This window comes from Pantoea jilinensis, from assembly GCF_019104105.1.
Taxonomy (GTDB): Bacteria; Pseudomonadota; Gammaproteobacteria; order Enterobacterales; family Enterobacteriaceae; genus Pantoea; species Pantoea eucalypti.
The window spans coordinates 371,671-393,317 of record NZ_CP077746.1 but is presented as its reverse complement, the minus strand read 5'-3'; the positions used below and the strand labels follow the sequence as shown (position 1 = coordinate 393,317).

Genomic DNA, 21,647 nt, shown 5'->3' with positions numbered 1-21,647 from the left:
ACCGGCGCGGCAATAACAGTGCCGCGCCGTTTTTTTATCCCGACACGCTGTTGCTGCCGTTGTTGTGGCTCAGCGCCATGCTTTCCACTAACGGCAACCAGGCACGAATACGCAAACCTCCGCGCTCGCTCTCGCCAATCTCCAGCGAGCCCTGATGAGCATCGATAATACGCTGTACAATCGCCAGACCGAGACCGGTACCGCTGGTGCTGCGGGCACTGTCGCCCCGCACAAACGGCTGGAACAGATGCGCCAGCTGATCCGGCTTGATGCCAGGGCCATCATCTTCTACCTGAAACCACGCGCGATGCAGTTCCCGTCCGCTGCTGACCTTGATCCAGCCATTGCCATATCGCGCGGCATTAACCACCAGGTTAGCCAGCGCCCGTTTAATCGACAGCGGGTTGATATCCAGCATAAGCTCTTCTGGCATCACTGCATTTTCGATTTCACGTTCATAGCCACTTTCAGCCGCCACCACTTCGCCCAGCACGCTGTTCAGGTCCGCGCGCTCGGTCTGCATCTCCTGACCAGTGCGCAGATAGTCGATGAACTGCTCAATGATGGCGTTGCACTCTTCGATATCTTTATTAATCGATTCGGCAAGATAGCCATCCTGCTCGCTCATCATCTCGGTGGCGAGACGAATGCGGGTCAGCGGCGTTCGCAAATCGTGGCTGACGCCCGCCATTAACAGCGTGCGGTCATCCGCCAGCTGCTTCACCCCCGCTGCCATCTGGTTAAAGGCACGGGTCACCGATCGCACTTCTGACGCGCCATACTCGCGCAGCGGCGGCGGAATAATCCCGCGCCCGACCTGCAGGGCGGCGTGCTCCAGATCCACCAGGGGTCGGTTCTGGATACGGATAAACAGCCAGGCACCGCCTATCGCCAGTAGCATAATCGCCAGGGTATAGCGGAACAGCGGGGAGAAGTCGCCCTGATGAATCTCAGTCAGCGGCACCCGCACCCAGATGTCGGGCGACAGCCAGGTTTTCAGCCAGACCACCGGCGAGTTTTTGTTAACCTCAACCCGGACATCGGTCGGACCGCCAAGCTGCTGTCCCATCTGCTCGCTCAGGAATTCATAATGCTGCGCCCAGCGCAATCCGCTCTCCTCTGCTGCTGCATTGGTGTAGAGCGAGATCCCCAGTTCGCGATAGATTTCCCGGCGAAACGCCGGTGGCACTTCCAGCTGCGTGCCATCCTCCAGCTGCAACCGGTCGGTCATCAGCATACGAACTTCGTAAGCGAGCACCTTATTGAACTGTTGCAGACTGGGAAGAATGGCGAAGTTCAGCACCACCAGATAGGTCGTTACCAGGCTGACGAACAGCAGGGTAACGATCAGCAGCAGGGTGCGGGCAAACGAACTCCGTGGCGAGAAGCGCAGTCGCTTCATGCTTTACTGCCGTCCGGCACAAAGACGTAGCCCAGACCCCAGACGGTCTGAATATAACGCGGATGCGCAGGATCCTCTTCCACCATGCGACGCAGGCGGGAGATCTGAACGTCAATCGAACGTTCCATGGCGCTGTATTCACGGCCACGCGCCAGGTTCATCAGCTTGTCGCGAGACAGCGGCTCACGCGGGTGGCTTACCAGTGCTTTCAGCACGGCAAACTCACCGCTGGTCAGCGGCATCGGCTCATCTTCACGGAACATCTCGCGAGTGCCGAGGTTCAGTTTGAATTTGCCAAAGGCAATAATCGCCTCTTCCTGCGAAGGTGCGCCTGGCAGTTCATTGGCCTGACGACGCAGTACCGCCCGGATACGCGCCAGCAGCTCACGCGGGTTAAACGGTTTGGGAATATAGTCGTCAGCGCCGATCTCCAGCCCCACGATACGATCCACTTCTTCACCCTTAGCCGTCACCATAATGATCGGCATCGGGTTGCTCTGGCTGCGCAGACGACGGCAGATAGAGAGGCCATCTTCACCTGGCAACATCAGGTCGAGCACCATCAGATGGAAGGATTCACGGGTTAACAGGCGATCCATCTGCTCGGCATTAGCGACACTGCGCACCTGAAAGCCCTGCTCGGTGAGATAGCGTTCAAGCAGTGCACGCAGACGCATATCGTCATCGACGACCAGAATTTTGTAGTTCTCTTGCATTTTCAACTCCCAAAGGCGCTATTGCCTGAACCAACATTGTTAAAAAAAGATGCCTTATAGTGACAGTCATTATTGGTTTATATTCTAGCCAAAATTGTTACAAAGCATATTAAACAGGGGCTTATATTTGATTTAAGGCGTTTCAGGGTCAGTTTTAGCGCTTTTAACCCCGCCCGACAGCCGATACGGCAAATCTGAAAAAACGGCCCTATTTCTCTGAATCGCTGGCGTTGGAAGCGTGCCAGCTTTTAATCAATGTATTAATTCAGTGAGTTAGCAGGCAATTTGACTTAATGATCAGCCATCACTGTGAATATGCTCCAGATAATCTACCTCAACCACAGCCAGACAGCATAATATTCCAGCAACCCCGCATAATGCCCGACGCTCCTCTCGGATTAGTTTCAGTCGTGCCATCAGCAAGGCCAGTCGTAATTAAAGTCCTTTAAATCAATCAGTAAAGCCAACTTTTCGCCTTCCCCGTTTTAAACCAGACTGCTCAGGCAACATTCGATGTCTCAACGGGGATTACATACAATGAAAAAAACAATTTTACTGCTGAGCGCGCTGGCATTAGGCAGCGTCAGCCCAGGTTATGCAGCCACTGCAACCGGTGAAGCGGCCGGCGCAGCAGCGACAACAACAGCACAAGGTAACTCTAACGCCATCGGTGTTGGCGCAGTCGCAGCCCTGCTGGGCGTAGCACTGGCCACCATGGGCGGCGGCGGCGGTGACGGTCACAGCACCGGCACATCGACCACCACGGCGACCCACGCCGGAAAATAAGTTTACGCACGCTTTTTCGCCGGCTTCAGATGACTGGCTCTATTTCAATCACAGCACCAACCCTTTCGCCGCCGGGGAAATCAACGTGGGTTTTTAACCTTTAAAAACCCTTTCCCCGACTCTTTTTTGCCGCGCCCTCTTTGCCTTACACTGTCGCTCTTTAGATCTCTCTGGCCGGTATAGCATGAAAACCCGACTCATTACCCGCGAAGGCTTCGACAAACTGAAAGCGGAACTCGACTATTTATGGCGTGAAGAGCGACCGGAAGTGACAAAGAAAGTCACCTGGGCTGCCAGCCTTGGCGATCGCAGTGAAAATGCCGACTACCAGTACAACAAAAAACGGCTGCGTGAAATTGATCGCCGCGTACGCTATCTGACCAAAAGCCTTGAGCAGCTGCGAATCGTTGATTACTCACCCCAGCAGGATGGCAAAGTATTCTTTGGTGCCTGGGTGGAAATTGAAAACGATGAGGGCGACCTCAAACGCTTCCGCATTGTGGGCTACGACGAGATTTTTGGCCGCAAAGATTACATTTCCATCGACTCACCTATGGCGCGGGCACTGCTGAAAAAAGAGGTCGGTGATGCCGCCACTGTTGAGACCCCAGTGGGTCCGGCGCTGTGGTATGTCAACGCCATTGACTACCCGCAATAACAATTCAGATTATCGCTGAAAGCCGCCCGCTTCTCTGGCAATTTTAACCATCAATCCGTATAACTGTCCGCTATTTCTCAACCCGGAAAGCAAGACAGTCCTGATGATGAAAGTTCTGAGCCAGATAATTGCCAGTGAGCTACAGGCGCGACCAGAGCAGGTTGACGCCGCCGTTCGCCTGTTAGATGAAGGGAATACCGTGCCGTTTATCGCACGCTATCGTAAAGAGGTAACCGGCGGGCTGGATGACACCCAACTGCGTCAGCTGGAAACCCGTCTCAGCTATCTGCGCGAACTTGAAGATCGACGCCAGTCGATTCTGAAGTCGATTGACGATCAGGGAAAACTCACTGACGACCTCGCCCGCGCCATCAACACCACCCTCAGCAAAACCGAGCTTGAAGACCTCTACCTGCCCTACAAACAGAAACGCCGGACGCGTGGACAGATCGCTATTGAAGCCGGTCTGGAACCGCTGGCGGACACGCTCTGGCAGGAGCCCTCTCACATCCCTGAGCAGCTTGCTGAGCAGTATGTCGATGCGGACAAAGGCGTTGCTGACGTCCGTGCCGCGCTGGATGGTGCCCGCTATATTCTGATGGAGCGTTTCGCCGAGGATGCGGCGCTGCTGGCCAAAGTGCGTAACTATCTGTGGAAAAATGCCCATCTGGTGTCACGCGTGGTGGAAGGCAAAGAGGAAGCGGGCGCGAAGTTCCGTGACTACTTTGACCACCACGAAGCGCTGAGCAACGTGCCGTCACACCGTGCGCTGGCGATGCTGCGTGGCCGTAACGAAGGTGTACTGCAACTGTCGCTGAATGCCGATCCGCAGTTTGATGAAGCACCACGTGAAAGCCACGGCGAAACGCTGATCGCTGAACACCTGAATCTGCGCCTGAACAACGCGCCAGCCGACAGCTGGCGTAAAGCGGTGGTGAGCTGGACGTGGCGCATCAAGGTGATGCTGCATCTGGAAACGGAGTTGATGGGTACAGTGCGCGAACGCGCAGAAGATGAAGCCATTAACGTCTTTGCCCGCAACCTGCACGATTTGCTGATGGCGGCGCCGGCGGGCATGCGCGCCACTATGGGACTGGATCCCGGCCTGCGCACCGGCGTTAAAGTCGCGGTGGTCGATGCCACCGGTAAAGTCGTGGCGACCGATACCGTCTATCCGCACACCGGCCAGACCGCCAAAGCCGCCGCTGCCGTCGCCGCGCTCTGCATTAAGCATCAGGTTGAGCTGGTGGCGATTGGCAACGGAACCGCCTCACGTGAAACCGAGCGCTTCTTCCTGGATCTGCAGCAGCAGTTCCCGCAGGTGACGGCGCAGAAAGTGATTGTCAGTGAAGCCGGCGCCTCCGTTTACTCGGCCTCTGAACTGGCGGCGCTGGAGTTCCCGGATCTCGATGTTTCACTACGTGGCGCGGTGTCTATCGCACGACGTCTGCAGGATCCGCTGGCTGAGCTGGTGAAAATCGACCCGAAATCCATCGGTGTCGGTCAGTACCAGCATGACGTCAGTCAGAGCCAGCTGGCGAAGAAACTCGACGCCGTGGTAGAGGATTGCGTGAACGCCGTCGGCGTTGACCTCAACACCGCCTCGGTGCCGCTGCTGACCCGCGTCGCGGGCCTGACGCGCATGATGGCGCAGAACATTGTCGGCTGGCGTGACGAGAATGGCCGCTTCCAGAACCGCCAGCAGTTGCTGAAAGTGAGTCGTCTTGGGCCAAAAGCCTTTGAACAGTGTGCGGGCTTCCTGCGCATCAACCACGGTGATAACCCGCTGGATGCCTCAACGGTTCACCCGGAAGCGTATCCGGTCGTCGAACGTATTCTGGCCGCCACCGAGCAGGCCCTCAGCGATCTAATGGGTAATGCTGGCAGCCTGCGTAACCTCAGCCCGCGCGATTTTATTGATGAGCGTTTTGGTCTGCCGACCGTTACCGACATCATGAAAGAGCTGGAGAAACCGGGTCGCGATCCGCGTCCTGAGTTTAAGACTGCGCAGTTTGCGGAAGGCGTTGAAACACTGAACGATCTGACGCCGGGCTTGATCCTTGAAGGTGCCGTCACCAACGTCACTAACTTCGGTGCGTTTGTGGATATCGGCGTGCATCAGGATGGCCTGGTGCATATCTCGTCGCTTTCTGATCGCTTCGTGGAAGATCCCCATCAGGTGGTGAAAGCCGGCGATATCGTCAAAGTGAAAGTGATGGAAGTCGATCTCCAGCGTAAACGTATCGCCCTCACCATGCGTCTTGATGAGCAGCCAGGCGAAGGCAATGCACGGGGTGGCGCGAAGAATACCGCGCCGCGCGAAGAGAAACGTCCGGCTGCAGGTAAAGGCCGTCCGCGTCCAGCCAGCGCATCCGCAGGCAACAGTGCAATGGGTGATGCACTGGCTGCGGCATTCGGTAAAAAACGCTAAGCTTTTCAGGGGGCCACATCAGGCCCCCTCTTCACACGCTTTCCCCCGGTTGAAAATCCCCATCATCGCGCTACGCTAAAAAGAAGCCTGTCATAAAAACAACACCTGCTGTGGCACCCAATTCACGATGGAAACGATCACCGATCTGATTGATAAGATTTATGCTGGCACATTTCCGGAGGCGACCTTAGCGCGCCTTAAGGCTGACATTGCCACAGCCCGCGAGGCGATTAAGCTGCCGCGCAAGGCCCACTGGGATGAGCAGGATGTGGTGCTCATCACCTACGCCGACCAGTTTCGTGAAACCGATAAACCCACGCTCAACACCTTTTCCCGTTTCTATCAGCAGCACCTGCAATCCACCTTTCCGTTGGTTCACCTGCTACCTTTTTTCCCCTGGTCGTCCGACGACGGATTTTCGGTGATTAATTACCACGAGGTCGATCCGGTGTGCGGCGACTGGCAGGATATTTCGCGTTTGCATCAGGAAACCCGCCTGATGTTCGACTTCGTCTGCAACCATATGTCGGCAAAAAGCGCCTGGTTCAGCCACTTTCTGGCGCAGGATCCCGGCTGGGACGATTTCTTTATCAGCATGCCACCTGCCACGGATCTCAGCGCCGTGACGCGCCCACGTACCTCGCCGCTGCTGACACCGTTTAAGATGGCGGATGGTGATACCCGCTTCATCTGGACCACCTTCAGTGCCGACCAGATTGATCTTAACTTTGCCAATCCTGAGGTATTGTTGCGCATGGTCAACGTGTTGCTCGACTACCTGGTCCGTGGCGCCGACTATGTGCGCCTTGATGCGGTCGGCTATATGTGGAAAACGCCAGGCACGCGCTGTATTCATCTGGAAAAGACCCATCAACTGGTAAAGCTGTTCCGCGCGATTGCCAACCATGTCGCGCCAGGTACGGTGATTATTACCGAGACTAACGTGCCGCATCAGGACAACATCAGCTACCTGGGCAACGGGCACGATGAAGCGCAGATGGTTTATCAGTTTTCGCTGCCGCCACTGGTGCTGCATGCCATTCACACCGGCTCGGCGCGCGCGTTGCGGCAGTGGGCCAGCTCACTGGATCTCAGTAGTAATGACACCACTTTCTTCAACTTCCTGGCGTCACACGATGGTATCGGGCTGAATCCGGCGCGCGGCATCCTGTCTGAAGTGGAGATTGTGTCGCTGGTGCGCGACCTGGCGCTGGAGGGCGCGCTGGTCTCCTATAAAAATAACCCTGACGGTAGCACCAGCACCTATGAAATTAATGTCACGTTTCTGGATGCGCTGAACCGTGAAGCGGATGATGATGCCACGCGGCTGAAACGCTTCCTGCTGGCCCATGCGATTCTGCTGGTCTTTCCTGGCGTGCCGGCCATCTATGTCCAGAGCATTCTGGGCGGTCGTAACCATTATGATGGCGTGCGGGCCGCCGGACATAACCGGGCGATTAACCGTCAGAAGTATGATTTACAGCAGATTGAAGCGGCCCTGGTGGGTGGTGACTGGCTGCGTCAGCAGATTTATACCCGACTCAGCCAGTTGATCCAGCTGCGTCGTCGTCAGCCCGCATTCCATCCCGATAATCCGATGACGATCTACGACAGCGAAAACGCCCTGCTGGTGCTCAGCCGTCATCAGCCAGAAAGCGGCGGCGGATTGCTATGCGTGTTTAATCTGAGTGGCCGGTCAGTGGAAACGCGATTGCCGGTGGCGCATACGTTGCAGGATGTGGTGAGCGGAGAGAAGATTGATGGCACCCAGCCGGTTAAGCTGGATGCCTGGCAGTTCATGTGGCTGCGTTAATTACTTGTAGACTTCAGCCGTTGCACTGAATTTACCGTGTTCGCGACCGGCGATCACCAGGTAGTATTTGCCGCCTTTTTCGTCAGCGAGCTTAGACAGTACTTTTTTAGCATCCATTGGCGAGGTGGTTTCCGCTGTGGTGTTAACGGTGCCAATTTTCTGCAGGTTCATTGTCTTAACTTCTTCTTTGGTGACTTCCTTCGCTGCCATCGCAGAAAATGAAATCGCGCCCATCATCATTGAAGCCACAACCCATTTAAAAACCTTCATTATGTTTACCCTCATTCATGATCCATTGTGAGATGTAAGCAGCCGCTAAACGCGTAAGGCAGTATGGAACGGCATAGTCATTTCCGTGACTAATCACATAAAATTGCAGCGGCCTTGCTCACAAAGAGAAGTATTGATGCTGTTAACGATTTTTGCCAACCCGTAGCACGACTATCCCTCTAAACTGCTGATAAAATTAATAATGTGCTGACAAAACATCTCTGGATGAGAAATAAAAGGTGCATGTGCTGCTTTTTCGATAATCACAGAGGGCGAGGCTGGCAACATTTCATCGATCTCAGCAGCAATCCGACGCGGCACCAGACCATCTAATGCCCCGTAGAGTCGCAAAAACGGCAATGTGATCTGCGGTAACGCGTCGCGCAGGTCGACCTGACGCAGAATGTCGAGCCCGCCATCCAGCACCGCCACCTCCGGCACGGGTTGTGACAGTACCACCTCTTTCAGCTGTCGCGCATCGGCACGCGCCGTTTCGGTGCCCAGCGTCTGCAGCGCCAGAAAGCGCTCCACCGTGCGCTGAAAATCATTACTGAGCATCTGCTGAAAGTTCTGCAGCGTTTCCGGTTTAATGCCGGGCCAGTGCTCTGTGGCGGTGAAACAGGGTGATGATGCAACGGTAATCAGGGCGTCCAGCTTTTCTGGCGCGGTCAGCGCAAGCTGCGTCGCGACCAGTCCGCCCAGCGACCAGCCCACCACAATGGCCTGCGGTGGCAGGAAAGGCATTATCTGCTCAGCCATCTGCTCCAGTGTCAGCGCGTCAACGTTCTGGCTGCGACCATAACCGGGCAGGTCGACCAGATGCAGACGGTAATGCGCGCTGAGTCGCGGAATAATGCTTTGCCAGACTTCGGCATTCAGTCCCCATCCGTGCAGCAGCACAAGATCGCGTTTTCCTTCTCCGCAGGTGTGCCAGTAGAGCGACGTCATCAGTTACTATCCCGAAAATGATAAGGAGGTCGCTATGCTAGCAATGCCCGCCCTGTGTTGGCTATGCCGGATGCCGTTGCGGATAGCCCGGCACGGTATCTGCAGCTTATGTTTACGCAAATTACCGCCATTACCGCGTCTCTGCCCACGCTGTGGGTTACCGGCAGGATCAGAAAAGGTCGCCTGTGGCCGCTGCCAGCTTAAACCGCCCGCCTGGCAGGCGCTGGTCTGCGTTAATGACTATTGTCTGCCGTTCAGCCAGTGGGTTAATCAGCTTAAATTTTCTCACATAACCGCACTCAGGGTGATGCTGGCGCGGCTGATTTTGCTAAGCTGGCTTAATGTTTACCGACGCGGTGATGTGCCGCGTCCTGATCTGCTGCTGCCGGTTCCGCTGCACCAGCGACGACGCTGGCAGCGCGGCTTCAACCAGACTGTCCTGCTGGCCGCACCGCTGGCGCACTGGCTGGGATGTGAATGGCGTGAAGGGCTTTCCCGCACGCGCAGAGGCGCATTACAGCATCAGCTCAGCGCCCGCCAGCGCCGCACTAACTTACGCGGTGCTTTCCGCCTTGAAATGGCGGTGCAGGGACGCCATATCGCTTTGCTGGATGACGTCATTACCACCGGCAGTACCGTAGATGAAATCAGTCGTCTTTTACTGGCGCAGGGTGCTGCCAGCGTGCAGGTCTGGTGTCTGTGCCGTACCTTGTAGCGCGTCATTGATGGGCGTATTATAACCAACTAAATTAGTCAACTATTGAGCAATCGACATGATCCGAATTACTGACTCTGCCCAGGAACATTTTTCTAAACTGCTATCCAAACAAGAAGATGGCACCCAGATTCGCGTATTCGTGATTAACCCGGGTACGCCAACAGCCGAGTGTGGCGTCTCTTACTGTCCGCCCGATGCTGTTGAAGCCACCGATACTGAACTGAAGTTCGAGAAGCTCTCAGCGTATGTTGATGAACTGAGCAAACCTTATCTGGAAGATGCGGAAATCGACTTCGTGACTGATAATCTGGGTTCTCAGCTGACGCTGAAAGCGCCGAATGCCAAGATGCGCAAAGTCTCTGATGATGCGCCAATGGTTGAGCGCGTTGAGTACCTGCTGCAGGCGCAGATCAACCCACAGCTCGCTGGCCACGGCGGTCGCGTATCGCTGATGGAGATCACCGAAGATGGTTACGCCATTCTGCAGTTCGGCGGCGGCTGTAACGGCTGTTCGATGATCGATGTGACCCTGAAAGATGGTATCGAGAAAGAGCTGCTGGCTGCCTTCCCGGAACTGAAAGGCGTGCGGGATATTACCGAGCATCAGCGTGGTGAACACTCGTTCTACTGATGATAAAGCGCGGCAGCCTGACTGCCGCGCTATTTTTATTGCCCTTTCTGTCCTGACTGACGCTGCTCACTGACCACCTTCAGCAGCGTATTCACCTCCTTGTCCGCAAAGATTGCCTCCAGCGTTTTGCTCAGCTTGCGTCGCCAGTTAGGGTACTGATCTACCGTGCCCGGCACGTTGACCGGCGTGGTCATACCGAGCCAGTCCTCAGGCTGCAGTCCAAGCAGCGCACTGTCGGTATCCGCCAGGAAGCGATGGATGGCCCGGTTCAGCGCAGGTGTCATGTTCAGCTTCTCCGCCTTCTTCTGACTGCGGGCCGGTAAGGCACCCGCCTGATGCAGCGCATCCAGCAGCGCCTGTTTCTGCGCGGCACGCTGCTGATGCAGCGCTTTCACTGCATCGCCCGGATAAAGGCCCAGCTTCTCACCCAGATCCAGGTCGCCCTGCTCCCAGAAACCGGTCAGCGTCGGCAGATCATGGGTACTGGCGCTGGCGATAGACTGGCGTGGATAGTCCTGCGGCGCGCGATAACGCTGATCTTTCTCCTGCTCAAACCAGAGCACCTTCCATGAAAAGACACCGCTTTTACGCAGCAGGCTGATAATTTCCTGAGGCACGGTGCCCAGGTCTTCACCAATCACCATGCAGCGCAGCCGATGGCTCTCCAGCGCCAGGATGCCCAGCAGGTCATTGACCGGATAGGCGACATAGGCGCCTTTATCCGCTGTCTCCCCGGCCGGTACCCACCACAGACGCAGTAGAGACATCACATGGTCGATACGCAATGCGCCGCAGTCGCGCATGTTGGCGCGCAGCATGTCGATGAACGGCTGATAGCCCCGCGCCTGCATCACATGCGGGTCCATCGGCGGTAAGCCCCAGTTTTGTCCCAGCGGACCCAGACGATCGGGTGGCGCGCCCACTGAGGCTTTAAGGCGATAAAGCTCCGGGTCGTGCCAGGTTTCCGCACTGCCCTCTGCTACGCCCACCGCCAGATCACGATAAAGCCCCACACTCATGCCCAGCGCCTGACTGTGCGTCCAGCAGGCCGAGAACTGCTGCTGTGCCAGCCATTGTAGCCACTGCCAGAACGCGATCTCCTCTTCATGCTGCTCACACCACTGCTGCACCTCGGGCAACTGGCTGTTACGCCACGCTTCCGGCCACGCAGGCCAGCCGCCCTGCTGCGTCTTGTCCGCCTGCCGCTCCAGCTGGATACCGTCGTAGGCCGCCTGATAACGCAGGCTGTCGCCGCCTTGACGTACAAAAGCTGCCCAGGATTGATGCTCTTCGCTCTGGTTATCACGCGCCTGGAAGTGGGCCCAGGCGTGCCGCAGCGCAGTGAGCTTAAGCGCTATCACGGCCTCGTAGTCAACCCACTCTGCCTCTCGCGCTTTGGTCAGCGCCTTTTGGGTTTTGGCACTTTTCCACCACTTCTGTGCTGCCGCGCTTTGCTGAAAATCGGCGACCTGACTGACGTCGATATAAATCACATTCAGCCAGCGGCGGGATGACGGACTGTACGGGCTGGCGAAACCGGCGCTGGCGGGATAGAGCGCATGCAGCGGATTCAGCCCGACAAAATCGCCGCCGCGCTCAGCCAGTTGCACCAGCAGCTGGTCAAGGTCGCCGAAGTCGCCAATGCCCCAGTTCTGTTCAGATCGCACCGTGTAGAGCTGCACCAGCGCGCCCCAGCGTTTCTCTCCCGCCTCCAGCGCTGGCGGCAGATAGCAGCGGCGCGGCGCGACAATAATCCGCGTCTGCCAGCGCTTCTTTCCTTTAGTGAGCGTGAGCTGGTGATAACCCTGTGTCAGCGGCCCCGGCAGCGAAAAAGGCTCTCCGGCGGTTAACTCGCCGCTAAACTGCTTGCCCTTTTCGGTCTGCAACTGCCAGCTGTAGACGCCGCTGCCCTGTGGCGTCAATTGCCGTTTGCCACTGCCGCTGAACACCGCGACCGGCGGCAGCGGTGATTTTTTGGCATCCTGCGGATCGTCCATTACCGCCAGCAGCGCGCGTTTGGTCTCATCGCTGATCGCCGCTTTCTCGCCGTTAACGTTGATGTAATCCAGTGAAATTCCCGCGGCACGGGCGGCCTGATCGAGTGCATTTTGCTTCATTGCTGCTCCTTAGCGCGGTGCCTGCCAGATACGTTGCTGATAGTCACGAATGGAACGGTCCGAACTGAACATGCCGGTTCGGGCCGTATTGAGGATAGCGGCGCGGGTCCAGCCTTCCGGGTCACGCCACAGGGCTTCCACCCGTTGCTGTGCCTCGACATAGGCCTGAAAATCAGCCAGCACCAGCCAGGGATCGCCATTTTTGGTCAGGCTCTCCAGCATCAGGTCAAACGCATGTTTATCCCCGTCGCTGAATTTGCCTTTCTCCAGCGATTTCAGTAAATCGTCCAGCGGCTTGTTCTGCTTACGCACCTTTTTCGGGTTGTAACCTTTCGCTTTGAGCGCCTTTACCTCATCCACGGTGTGACCGAAGATAAAGATATTCTCCTCACCCACCTGTTCGGCAATCTCGACATTGGCACCATCCAGCGTGCCAATAGTCAGCGCGCCATTCAGCGCCAGCTTCATGTTGCCAGTGCCCGAGGCTTCATAACCGGCTGTAGAGATCTGCTCGGAGAGATCGGCCGCCGGGATCATCAGTTCAGCCACGGTGATGCGGTAGTCCGGGATAAACACCACTTTGAGCCTGTCACCCACCCGCGGATCGTTGTTCACCACCTCCGCAACCTTGTTAATGGCGTAGATAATATTTTTTGCCAGGTAGTAACCCGGCGCGGCTTTGGCCCCGAACAGGAACACCCGCGGCGTGAAGGTGACATCTTCCGGGTTGTTCAGGAGCTTCTGATAGCAGTAGAGGATATGCAGCAGGCTGAGGTGCTGGCGCTTGTACTCATGCAGACGTTTGATCTGCACATCGAACAGCGCCGCCGGGTTCACGATGATGCCGGTATGGCGGGCGATATACTCTGTGAGCTGCGCTTTGTTCTGCTGTTTGATGCTGCGATAGCGCTGACGAAACGCCTGATCGTCGGCATACGGCTCCAGACCGGTTAACGCATCAAGGTTATTGGCCCACTCCGTTTTCAGCGTCTCATCAATCAGTGCCGCCAGCGCCGGATTACACTGCTTCAGCCAGCGACGCGGCGTAATGCCGTTGGTGACGTTGTGGAATTTTTGCGGCCAGAGCTGGTGATATTCCGGGAAGAGATCGCTGACCACCAGACGGGAGTGCAGTGCCGCCACGCCGTTGACCGCAAAGCCACTTACCACGCAGAGATTGGCCATGCGCACCTGTCCGTCCGCCACCACCGCCAGCTTGTGCCACATCGCTTTGTCATCCGGCCAGTGCTGTTTCACCTGCTTTTTCAGCCGCTGATTAATCTCTTTGATAATCAGCATATGGCGCGGCAGCAGGCTGCGCATCAGCTTCTCATCCCAGCGCTCCAGCGCCTCGGGCATCAGCGTGTGGTTGGTGTAAGCGAACAAACGGCTGGTGATATGCCACGCCTCATCCCAGCTTAGCTGATGTTCATCCAGCAGCACACGCAGCATCTCGGGGATGGCGATGGTTGGATGGGTATCGTTGAGCTGGATCACCTCGAAGTCCGGCAGACTGTGAATGCTGCGGCCCGCCAGATGGTGACGGCGCAGGATGTCGGCTACGGCGCAGGCACACTGAAAATATTGCTGCATCAAACGCAGCCGCTTGCCGGCCTGATGGTTGTCATTGGGATAGAGCACTTTGGTGAGTTTTGCCGCCTCAATACCAGGCTGCTCCGCCTGAAGGAAATTGCCGTCGTTAAAGGCCGTCAGGTCAAACGGGTGCGCACTCACGGCCTGCCACAGGCGCAGCGGCAGTGTCACGCCGTTGCGGTAGCCGGTCACCGGCAAATCCCAGGCCTCACCACGCAGCGTAAAATCGGGAAGCCAGCGTACACCGCCATCCTCACGTTTTTCCACCCGGCCGCCCATCGCAACGTCCACATCCAGCGCCGCATTGTGACGAAACCACGGATAGCGTTCACGCTGCCAGTCATCGGGCGCTTCAATCTGCTTACCCTCCTCAAAAGACTGGCGGAACAGGCCATACTGATAATTCAGCCCATGGCCGGTGGCGGACTGCCCCACCGTTGCCATCGAATCCATATAGCAGGCGGCGAGTCGCCCCAGCCCGCCGTTGCCGAGTGCCGGGTCGATCTCCTGCTCCAGCAATTCGATTAAATCAAGTTGCTGCTCAGCCAGCGCCGCTTTGACCTCGTCATACCAGCCGAGATTCAGCAGATTGTTGCCGGTCAGACGACCAATGAGAAACTCCATCGACAGGTAATTTACGTGACGCTGCTGCTTAGCCGGACGCGGTGCCGGCTGGGTATCGAGCAGTTCTGCCAGTGCCGCACTGACCGCCTGCCACGCCTGGTGCGAGGTCATCTGTTGGGCGGAATGGAGACTCAACTGTTGCCACTGTCGGGTCAGGGCAGCGGTAAAACGGGCTTTATTAAATTTTTGCTGCGGCATATCACTCCCTTCTGTTACGCAATGAGGTGAAGCAAAACAAAAATAGAAAGCGCACGGGCTGGCAACCGGGTGCCAGCAACCGTTAAGTTAAGACGTGAGTGGGGGAAAAAGCGACAACAATCAAAGAAAAACGCCAGCCGGGTGGCTGGCGTCGCAGGAATCAGCAGAGTTCGAGGTGAACCTCATGCTGCTCAATCACTTTCATGACGCTGGCTGGCGGCATTTTATCGGTGTAGAGATAATCCAGCAGACTCATGTTGCCAAGGTTAACCATGGCATTCCGGCCAAATTTCGAGTGATCCACCACCAGCATCGCGCAGCGTGAATTTTCTATAATCGCGCGTTTGGTGCGGACTTCGTGATAGTCGAACTCCAGCAGCGACCCATCCATGTCGATGCCGCTGATCCCCAGGATGCCGTAATCGAGCCGGAACTGAGAAATAAAGTCGAGCGTCGCTTCCCCCATCACGGCGCCATCGCGGGTGCGCACTTCACCGCCCGCGATAATCACCCGGAAATCGGGTTTGCCCATTAACAGCATCGCGACGTTAAGGTTATTGGTCACCACACGTAAATTGCTGTGGTTGAGCAGCGCATGCGCCACCGCTTCCGGCGTGGTGCCAATATCAATAAACAGCGTAGCGCCATCCGGGATCTGGCTGGCAACACGCTGCGCAATCCGCGCTTTTTCCGCTGACCACATCATTTTGCGATCGTGCCAGGCGGTATTCTCAGAGCTGGAAGGAAGCGCCGCGCCGCCGTGGTGGCGCTGAATTTTGTTTTGATCGGCCAAATCGTTGAGGTCGCGACGAATGGTCTGCGGGCTGACCTCAAAATGATCTACCAGCTCCTCAGTACTGACATATCCCTGACGACGGACTAAATCGATAATCGCGTCATGACGTTGCGTCTGCTTCACGTTCCTCTCCTGTTAACCCGCTAAACCTGTCTATCGACGCGTGACGTTACGCGTATCGACCAGCGCCATCGCCAGCCCGACCACCAGACCAGCAACGTGCGCCGCGTTGGCAATCGCCAGACCAAAGACGCCGAACCAGCCAATCACCAGCCAGACCACCGCAAAACCGATCAATCCCCGTTCAAGATAGACGCCGCTGTCGGGATCGCGCTCACCGCGTAGCCAGCAGTAACCCATCAGGGCATAGACCACGCCCGACAGACCACCAAACCAGATGCCACTGAACTTCGCCTGCAGCCAGCCGCTGAGCAGCGCCGAAATCAGCATAATTACAAACAGTTTGCCGCTGCCCAGACGCTTTTCAACCGCGCCGCCGAGATACCACCACCACATCAGATTAAACAGGATGTGCAGCAGTGAAAAGTGCAGCAGCGCATGACTGAACCAGCGCCAGACCTGAAGATGCTGGTCGGCATCCGGCCAGGAGAGCCACGCCATCACGGCCTGATCGCCCATGACCTGCATCAGAATAAAGACCGCGATGCAGAGCACCATCAGGGTCATGGTCAGCGGACCGGCACGCTCGCGGATGTTCGCCCAGATATTGCTGCGCTCATAGCGCAAACCGCTGTCAGTCTTGCCGCTGTGCCAGCTGGCGGCCTGATAGCGCGGATGGTTAGGGTCATGCAGAAACTGCTGAAGTTCGTTTTCGACCACTGCAATCTTGCTCTCATCATCCAGCATGATGACGTAGTGATTTTCATGCTCAATACGCAACGTGATGCCCTGCGTCGCCATGTAGTCAACAAACGCCTGCGCCATGCGCGGCTGATTAAATTGGGTAATGCGCATCATTAACTCTCCATGTGACGAGCAGCAAGCTATTCACTGCCAGAGGCAACCTGCTGAGGGAAGGCGGCACGCCAGGCATCAAAGCCGCCATCAATGCTGTACGCCGCGCTGAAGCCCTGTCCCAGAAGATACTGCGCCGCACTTTTGCTGCTATTACCGTGATAGCACATCACCAGCACGGGCAGGCTTTGATCCGCGCCACTGACAAACTCGCTGAGGTTGGCGTTGGTCAGATGCAGCGCGCCCGCCGCATGGCCAAGGACATAACTTTGCGGATCACGGATATCCACCAGCAGCGCACCCTGCGCCAGACGCGCCTGCGCCTGCTGCACATCAATACATTCAAACGTTTCCATGGGATCTCTCATAACAGCATCACAATAGCGCGTAGTGTAACCCGATAATCCGCGCCGATAACCTGACAATCGTTACGGCTATCTGTTTTTTTGGTGGGCAGAATGTTAGCTATATCACGCAAAAATGTTTTTACCGGGTTAAAGACTGGCGTAAATGTTGGTTTGCGATTATGATTATGCTCGAAAACGAACATAAGAGAACTATTCCGAACATCGGAGGAGATGACGTGGAAACCAAAGACCTGATCGTGATCGGCGGCGGCATCAACGGTGCCGGCATTGCAGCAGACGCTGCAGGACGCGGACTGTCGGTGTTAATGCTGGAGGCGCGGGATTTGGCTTGCGCGACCTCTTCAGCCAGCTCAAAACTGATTCATGGCGGCTTGCGCTACCTTGAACACTACGAATTCCGCCTGGTCAGTGAAGCACTGGCCGAGCGCGAAGTCCTGCTGAAAATGGCGCCGCACCTGGCGTTTCCGATGCGCTTCCGCTTGCCGCACCGTCCGCATCTGCGTCCGGCGTGGATGATTCGTACCGGCCTGTTCATGTATGACCATCTTGGCAAGCGTACCAGCCTGCCAGGCAGCAAAAGTTTGCGATTTGGCGCGGATTCGGCCCTGAAGCCAGAAATCACGCGCGGATTCGAATACTCCGACTGCTGGGTAGATGATGCCCGCATGGTCGTTCTGAATGCGCAGGAAGTGGTTAAGCATGGTGGCGAAGTGCGTACCCGTACTCGTGTCACCCGCGCCTGGCGTGAAGGTGGCCTGTGGATGGTCGAAGCCGAAGATGTTGATACCGGCAAAACCTTTACCTGGCAGGCGAAAGGTCTGGTCAACGCGGCAGGCCCGTGGGTCAAACAGCTGTTCGACGACAGCCTGAAGCTGAAATCGCCTTACGGTATCCGCCTGATTAAAGGCAGCCATATTGTGGTGCCGCGCGTCCATACCGAGAAACAGGCTTATATCCTGCAGAACGAAGATAACCGCATCGTGTTTGTCATTCCCTGGATGGATGAGTTCTCAATCATCGGCACCACCGATGTGGAATACAAAGGCGATCCGAAAAGCGTCCATATCGATGACAGCGAGACCGAGTACCTGCTGAAAGTGTTCAACGGACACTTTAAAAAGCAGCTGACCGCCGACGATATCGTCTGGTCTTACTCAGGTGTCCGTCCGCTGTGTGATGACGAATCTGATTCGCCGCAGGCGATCACTCGCGATTACACGCTGGATGTGCGCGATGATAACGGTCAGGCACCGCTGCTTTCCGTGTTTGGTGGCAAGCTGACCACTTATCGCAAGCTGGCAGAACATGCGCTGGAGAAACTGGCGAAGTACTATCCGAAAGCCGGCCCAGCCTGGACCAAAAACTGCGTGTTGCCGGGCGGTAATATCAACGGCACCAGCGATGATTACGCGGTCAGCCTGCGTCGTCGTTATCCGTTCATCACTGAAAACATGGCGCGCCACTTCTCACGCACTTACGGCAGCAGCACTGAAACCCTGCTGGCGGGTGCGAAAAGTCTGGACGATCTGGGTGAGAACTTCGGTCACGACTTCTATGAGGCGGAGTTACGCTACCTGGTGCAGCATGAATGGGTACGTGAGCTTGACGATGCTATCTGGCGTCGTACCAAACAGGGTATGTGGCTGACCAAAGAGCAGCAGGCCCGTGTGGCAGAGTGGCTGGCGGCGAAAGCCAAACCGGCACTGTCGCTGGCGTCATAAGCGAGCTATACAACAACAGAAAGCAGGCTTCGGCCTGCTTTTTTTATTGGCTGCTTATTCGGTTAATATTCAGGCCAGCCGCATCCTCACACCTCATCAGGAGAAACGCCTGTCAGCGAGCAAACCGGTCTGACTGTTTTTGTTCACAATAAATGCAGACCCTGGCAATTACCCACTGCAACCTTTTCTTCATGCTTCCCCGCGTAAACTCAACGCATCCTGACTGCGTATCCTCCTTTTCGCCATTGTTACTTTAAATCTAACGTTCCGTTTTTTTGCTTAATTGAACACCGTTTTAAGAAAGCTCAGACTTCCCTCAGCATAAACGTCAACAAAGCGATTCAAATCCGGAGGTTGAAATGAACACAGGCCAAACGCCTGCCCGGGAGTGGAACACACGCCGCAGTGAAAAAGCGCGTCGTCTGGCCTCCTTTCCCCTTGATGGCAAAGTTATTCCTGCTGAAAGAGCCGTTGAAGCATTTGAACAGTTAATCGCACCAGGCGACCGCGTGGTACTGGAAGGGAATAACCAGAAGCAGGCTGACTTTTTATCCCGCACCCTGGCGGCGGTGAATCCGGCGAAAATTCACGACCTGCATATGATTATGCCCAGCGTCGGCCGCAGCGAACATCTCGATATTTTTGAAAAAGGCATTGCCCGCAAACTCGACTTCTCCTTCTCCGGTCCGCAGAGCCTGCGCATGTCTCAGCTGTTGCAGGATGGTCAGCTGGAAATCGGCGCGATTCACACCTATATCGAACTCTATTCCCGTCTCTACGTTGACCTCAGTCCGAATGTGGCGCTGATTGCCGGCTATAAAGCCGACCGCAAAGGCAACCTTTATACCGGCCCGAGTACCGAAGATACCCCGGCGCTGGTGGAAGCCGCCGCATTTCGTGACGGTATCGTGATAGCCCAGGTCAACGAACTGGTCGATGACGAAACCGACCTGCCGCGCGTCGATATTCCTGGCTCCTGGATTGACTACATCGTGGTGGCAGATAAACCGTTCTTTATCGAACCGCTGTTTACCCGCGATCCGCGCCTGATTAAGCAGGAGCATATCCTGATGGCGATGATGGCGATTAAAGGCATCTACGCCGAGCATCAGGTGCAGTCGCTTAACCACGGTATCGGTTTTAACACCGCCGCGATCGAACTGCTGCTGCCCACCTACGGCGAACAGCTTGGTCTGAAAGGCAAAATCTGTAAGCACTGGGCGCTGAACCCGCATCCGACGCTGATCCCGGCCATCGAGAGCGGCTGGGTGGAGAGCGTGCACTGTTTCGGCGGCGAGCTGGGGATGGAAGAGTATATCCGCGCCCGTCCCGACATCTTCTTTACCGGCAGCGACGGTTCAATGCGCTCTAACCGTGCGTTCTGTCAGCTGGCAGGTCAGTACGCGGTCGATATGTTTATCGGTGCCACCCTGCAGGTTGATGGCCTGGCCAACTCCTCTACCGTCACCCGTGGTCGTCTTTCCGGCTTCGGTGGCGCGCCAAACATGGGTCACGATCCCCATGGCCGCCGCCACGCAACACCCGCCTGGCTGAATATGATCACCGAGCCAGACCCGATGCAGCGCGGTAAAAAACTGGTGGTGCAGATGGTCGAGACCTTCCAGGCCGGTGCAAAACCAACCTTCGTTGAAACCCTTGATGCGGTTGAGGTGGCGAAATCCTCCGGTATGCCACTGGCGCCGGTGATGATCTACGGCGATGACGTGACGCACGTGCTGACCGAGGAAGGTATCGCCTATCTCTATCGGGCAGAAAGCCTTGAGGAACGTCGCGCCATGGTCGCCGCAGTCGCCGGAATTACCGATATCGGTCTGGGTGTGGATGCAGCACGCGTCGCTGCCCTGCGTAAAAGCGGCAAAGTAGTTTACCCGGAGGATATGGGTATTCGTCGCTCCGATGCCACCCGTTCACTGCTTGCCGCTGGCAGCGTCGCTGACCTGGTTGAATGGTCAGATGGCCTGTACAACCCGCCTGCTAAATTCCGGAGCTGGTAATGAAACTCCTGTCACAGACTCATGCCGAGGCGCAGGCCAGTCATCTGGCGACGATTGCGCGCGATTGCCTGATTGATGAAGCACGCCTGAGCCCCAAGCCGGGTCTGGTAGACAGTCGGGGAAACGGCGCACATCGGGATCTGACGCTGGCGCTGATGGAGCGTTCTGCCCACAGCCTGATGCCCACCTTTCTGGCGCTGGCCCGTCACAGCTGGCTTCGTCCCGCCGACATCGCCCTGCGCGAAACAGTCGGTCGGCTCGGCCGCGATGGCGAACAGCAGATGATGGCAGCAACCGGCGGCGTGAACACCCATCGGGGCGCGATCTGGGCGCTGGGATTGCTGGTCAGTGCCGCTGCCATGCAGGGTGGCACAGCCACGGCTGACACGCTGGCCCGCACCGCTGCCGCGCTGGCGAGCCTGCCCGACAGCCACGCCCCCAGAGTGTTCAGCAAAGGGTTAAAAGCGACGCACCGCTATCAGGTACCCGGCGCACGCGAAGAGGCGCAACAGGCATTTCCTCACGTGATGAAGCTGGCGCTGCCGCAGTTGCTGATCAGCCGTGCGGTTGGTGCCAGTGAGAGCGAAGCCCGGCTGGATGCGCTGATGGCAATCATGACTTCACTCAGCGATACCTGCGTGCTGTCACGTGCAGGCATGACCGGACTCGACGCCATGCAACAGGGCGCACGCGCCGTGCTGCTGGCAGGCGGCTGCCGTACAGCGGCGGGTCAGAGGGCGCTTCAGCAGCTTGACCGCCGGATGCTGGCGCTCAACGCCTCGCCGGGCGGAGCCGCCGATTTGCTGGCCGCAACGCTGTTTATCGATCGGGTCTGTTCGCCTGAACATTCTTATTTTTAGAGGCCAT

General features: G+C 56.7%; 18 protein-coding genes. 9 read left to right on the top strand and 9 right to left on the bottom strand.

Annotated elements, in window-relative coordinates:
• Window positions 1-34: 34 nt before the first annotated feature.
• Both envZ and ompR read right to left on the bottom strand, forming a co-directional pair.
• A complete protein-coding gene (envZ, locus tag KTJ90_RS01785; protein WP_003853013.1) occupies window positions 35-1,402 on the bottom strand; it encodes a two-component system sensor histidine kinase EnvZ in 1,368 nt (455 codons plus the stop codon).
• Window positions 1,399-2,118 carry an osmolarity response regulator transcription factor OmpR gene (ompR, locus tag KTJ90_RS01780; protein WP_003853014.1) on the bottom strand — a complete coding sequence of 240 codons (720 nt, stop codon included), beginning with the start codon at window positions 2,116-2,118 and terminating at the stop codon, window positions 1,399-1,401. Before ompR ends, envZ begins: the two co-directional genes overlap by 4 nt.
• A gap of 537 nt (window positions 2,119-2,655) precedes the next feature.
• Between ompR and yjbE the strand changes: the two genes are divergently transcribed.
• The 4 genes from yjbE to KTJ90_RS01760 all read left to right on the top strand — a co-directional run bounded on the left by yjbE (window position 2,656) and on the right by KTJ90_RS01760 (window position 7,806).
• The gene (gene yjbE, locus KTJ90_RS01775; RefSeq protein WP_003853015.1) at window positions 2,656-2,904 is read left to right on the top strand and encodes an exopolysaccharide production protein YjbE; all 249 of its coding nucleotides are present in this window, start codon (window positions 2,656-2,658) and stop codon (window positions 2,902-2,904) included.
• Between the two features lie 184 nt (window positions 2,905-3,088).
• A complete protein-coding gene (gene greB, locus KTJ90_RS01770; RefSeq protein WP_003853016.1) occupies window positions 3,089-3,562 on the top strand; it encodes a transcription elongation factor GreB in 474 nt (157 codons plus the stop codon).
• Between the two features lie 103 nt (window positions 3,563-3,665).
• The gene (locus tag KTJ90_RS01765; RefSeq protein ID WP_003853017.1) at window positions 3,666-5,993 is read left to right on the top strand and encodes a Tex family protein; all 2,328 of its coding nucleotides are present in this window, start codon (window positions 3,666-3,668) and stop codon (window positions 5,991-5,993) included.
• Between the two features lie 127 nt (window positions 5,994-6,120).
• Window positions 6,121-7,806, top strand: coding sequence for an alpha-amylase family glycosyl hydrolase (locus tag KTJ90_RS01760; RefSeq protein ID WP_499025896.1), 1,686 nt, complete (start codon window positions 6,121-6,123; stop codon window positions 7,804-7,806).
• Here KTJ90_RS01760 and KTJ90_RS01755 read toward each other — a convergent pair whose 3' ends face one another.
• Entirely contained in the window at window positions 7,807-8,076 is a 270-nt protein-coding gene (locus KTJ90_RS01755) for a YdgH/BhsA/McbA-like domain containing protein (protein WP_003853019.1), read from the bottom strand.
• A 171-nt stretch (window positions 8,077-8,247) separates the two neighbouring features.
• Complete coding sequence (gene bioH, locus KTJ90_RS01750; RefSeq protein WP_003853021.1) at window positions 8,248-9,024, bottom strand: pimeloyl-ACP methyl ester esterase BioH; 777 nt, start codon at window positions 9,022-9,024, stop codon at window positions 8,248-8,250.
• A 34-nt stretch (window positions 9,025-9,058) separates the two neighbouring features.
• On the opposite strand from bioH, the gene gntX reads away from it, so the two are divergent.
• Both gntX and nfuA read left to right on the top strand, forming a co-directional pair.
• Complete coding sequence (gene gntX, locus KTJ90_RS01745; protein WP_003853023.1) at window positions 9,059-9,739, top strand: DNA utilization protein GntX; 681 nt, start codon at window positions 9,059-9,061, stop codon at window positions 9,737-9,739.
• Window positions 9,740-9,797: 58 nt separating this feature from the next.
• Window positions 9,798-10,373, top strand: coding sequence for a Fe-S biogenesis protein NfuA (gene nfuA, locus KTJ90_RS01740; protein WP_003853024.1), 576 nt, complete (start codon window positions 9,798-9,800; stop codon window positions 10,371-10,373).
• 35 nt (window positions 10,374-10,408) lie between these two features.
• Here nfuA and malQ read toward each other — a convergent pair whose 3' ends face one another.
• The 5 genes from malQ to glpE form a co-directional block, all read right to left on the bottom strand.
• Window positions 10,409-12,490 (bottom strand): 4-alpha-glucanotransferase, encoded by a 2,082-nt coding sequence (gene malQ / locus KTJ90_RS01735; protein WP_499025895.1) that lies wholly within the window; start codon window positions 12,488-12,490, stop codon window positions 10,409-10,411.
• Between the two features lie 9 nt (window positions 12,491-12,499).
• Window positions 12,500-14,905, bottom strand: coding sequence for a maltodextrin phosphorylase (gene malP / locus KTJ90_RS01730; protein WP_499025894.1), 2,406 nt, complete (start codon window positions 14,903-14,905; stop codon window positions 12,500-12,502).
• 160 nt (window positions 14,906-15,065) lie between these two features.
• Window positions 15,066-15,824 carry a DeoR/GlpR family transcriptional regulator gene (locus KTJ90_RS01725; RefSeq protein WP_003853028.1) on the bottom strand — a complete coding sequence of 253 codons (759 nt, stop codon included), beginning with the start codon at window positions 15,822-15,824 and terminating at the stop codon, window positions 15,066-15,068.
• Window positions 15,825-15,854: 30 nt separating this feature from the next.
• A complete protein-coding gene (gene glpG / locus KTJ90_RS01720) occupies window positions 15,855-16,676 on the bottom strand; it encodes a rhomboid family intramembrane serine protease GlpG (protein ID WP_033743324.1) in 822 nt (273 codons plus the stop codon).
• A gap of 29 nt (window positions 16,677-16,705) precedes the next feature.
• On the bottom strand, window positions 16,706-17,032 hold the full coding sequence (glpE, locus tag KTJ90_RS01715) for a thiosulfate sulfurtransferase GlpE (protein WP_039660831.1): 327 nt from the start codon (window positions 17,030-17,032) through the stop codon (window positions 16,706-16,708).
• A 227-nt stretch (window positions 17,033-17,259) separates the two neighbouring features.
• Here glpE and glpD point away from each other — a divergent pair, with 227 nt between their 5' ends.
• From glpD to KTJ90_RS01700, 3 genes are all read left to right on the top strand, one after another.
• The gene (gene glpD / locus KTJ90_RS01710) at window positions 17,260-18,765 is read left to right on the top strand and encodes a glycerol-3-phosphate dehydrogenase (protein WP_003853033.1); all 1,506 of its coding nucleotides are present in this window, start codon (window positions 17,260-17,262) and stop codon (window positions 18,763-18,765) included.
• Between the two features lie 359 nt (window positions 18,766-19,124).
• Window positions 19,125-20,780, top strand: a complete 1,656-nt coding sequence (gene mdcA / locus KTJ90_RS01705) for a malonate decarboxylase subunit alpha (protein WP_003853034.1) — start codon at window positions 19,125-19,127, stop codon at window positions 20,778-20,780.
• Window positions 20,780-21,640: a triphosphoribosyl-dephospho-CoA synthase gene (locus tag KTJ90_RS01700; protein WP_039660832.1), complete on the top strand. Its 861-nt coding sequence runs from the start codon at window positions 20,780-20,782 to the stop codon at window positions 21,638-21,640. Before mdcA ends, KTJ90_RS01700 begins: the two co-directional genes overlap by 1 nt.
• Window positions 21,641-21,647: the final 7 nt, after the last annotated feature.

Coding starts and splice junctions, on each gene's coding strand:
- envZ (WP_003853013.1), bottom strand. CDS start 1,402: ATGAAGCGACTGCGCTTCTCGCCACGGAGTTCGTTTGCCCGCACCCTG.
- ompR (WP_003853014.1), bottom strand. CDS start 2,118: ATGCAAGAGAACTACAAAATTCTGGTCGTCGATGACGATATGCGTCTG.
- yjbE (WP_003853015.1), top strand. CDS start 2,656: ATGAAAAAAACAATTTTACTGCTGAGCGCGCTGGCATTAGGCAGCGTC.
- greB (WP_003853016.1), top strand. CDS start 3,089: ATGAAAACCCGACTCATTACCCGCGAAGGCTTCGACAAACTGAAAGCG.
- KTJ90_RS01765 (WP_003853017.1), top strand. CDS start 3,666: ATGATGAAAGTTCTGAGCCAGATAATTGCCAGTGAGCTACAGGCGCGA.
- KTJ90_RS01760 (WP_499025896.1), top strand. CDS start 6,121: ATGGAAACGATCACCGATCTGATTGATAAGATTTATGCTGGCACATTT.
- KTJ90_RS01755 (WP_003853019.1), bottom strand. CDS start 8,076: ATGAAGGTTTTTAAATGGGTTGTGGCTTCAATGATGATGGGCGCGATT.
- bioH (WP_003853021.1), bottom strand. CDS start 9,024: ATGACGTCGCTCTACTGGCACACCTGCGGAGAAGGAAAACGCGATCTT.
- gntX (WP_003853023.1), top strand. CDS start 9,059: ATGCTAGCAATGCCCGCCCTGTGTTGGCTATGCCGGATGCCGTTGCGG.
- nfuA (WP_003853024.1), top strand. CDS start 9,798: ATGATCCGAATTACTGACTCTGCCCAGGAACATTTTTCTAAACTGCTA.
- malQ (WP_499025895.1), bottom strand. CDS start 12,490: ATGAAGCAAAATGCACTCGATCAGGCCGCCCGTGCCGCGGGAATTTCA.
- malP (WP_499025894.1), bottom strand. CDS start 14,905: ATGCCGCAGCAAAAATTTAATAAAGCCCGTTTTACCGCTGCCCTGACC.
- glpG (WP_033743324.1), bottom strand. CDS start 16,676: ATGCGCATTACCCAATTTAATCAGCCGCGCATGGCGCAGGCGTTTGTT.
- glpE (WP_039660831.1), bottom strand. CDS start 17,032: ATGGAAACGTTTGAATGTATTGATGTGCAGCAGGCGCAGGCGCGTCTG.
- mdcA (WP_003853034.1), top strand. CDS start 19,125: ATGAACACAGGCCAAACGCCTGCCCGGGAGTGGAACACACGCCGCAGT.
- KTJ90_RS01700 (WP_039660832.1), top strand. CDS start 20,780: ATGAAACTCCTGTCACAGACTCATGCCGAGGCGCAGGCCAGTCATCTG.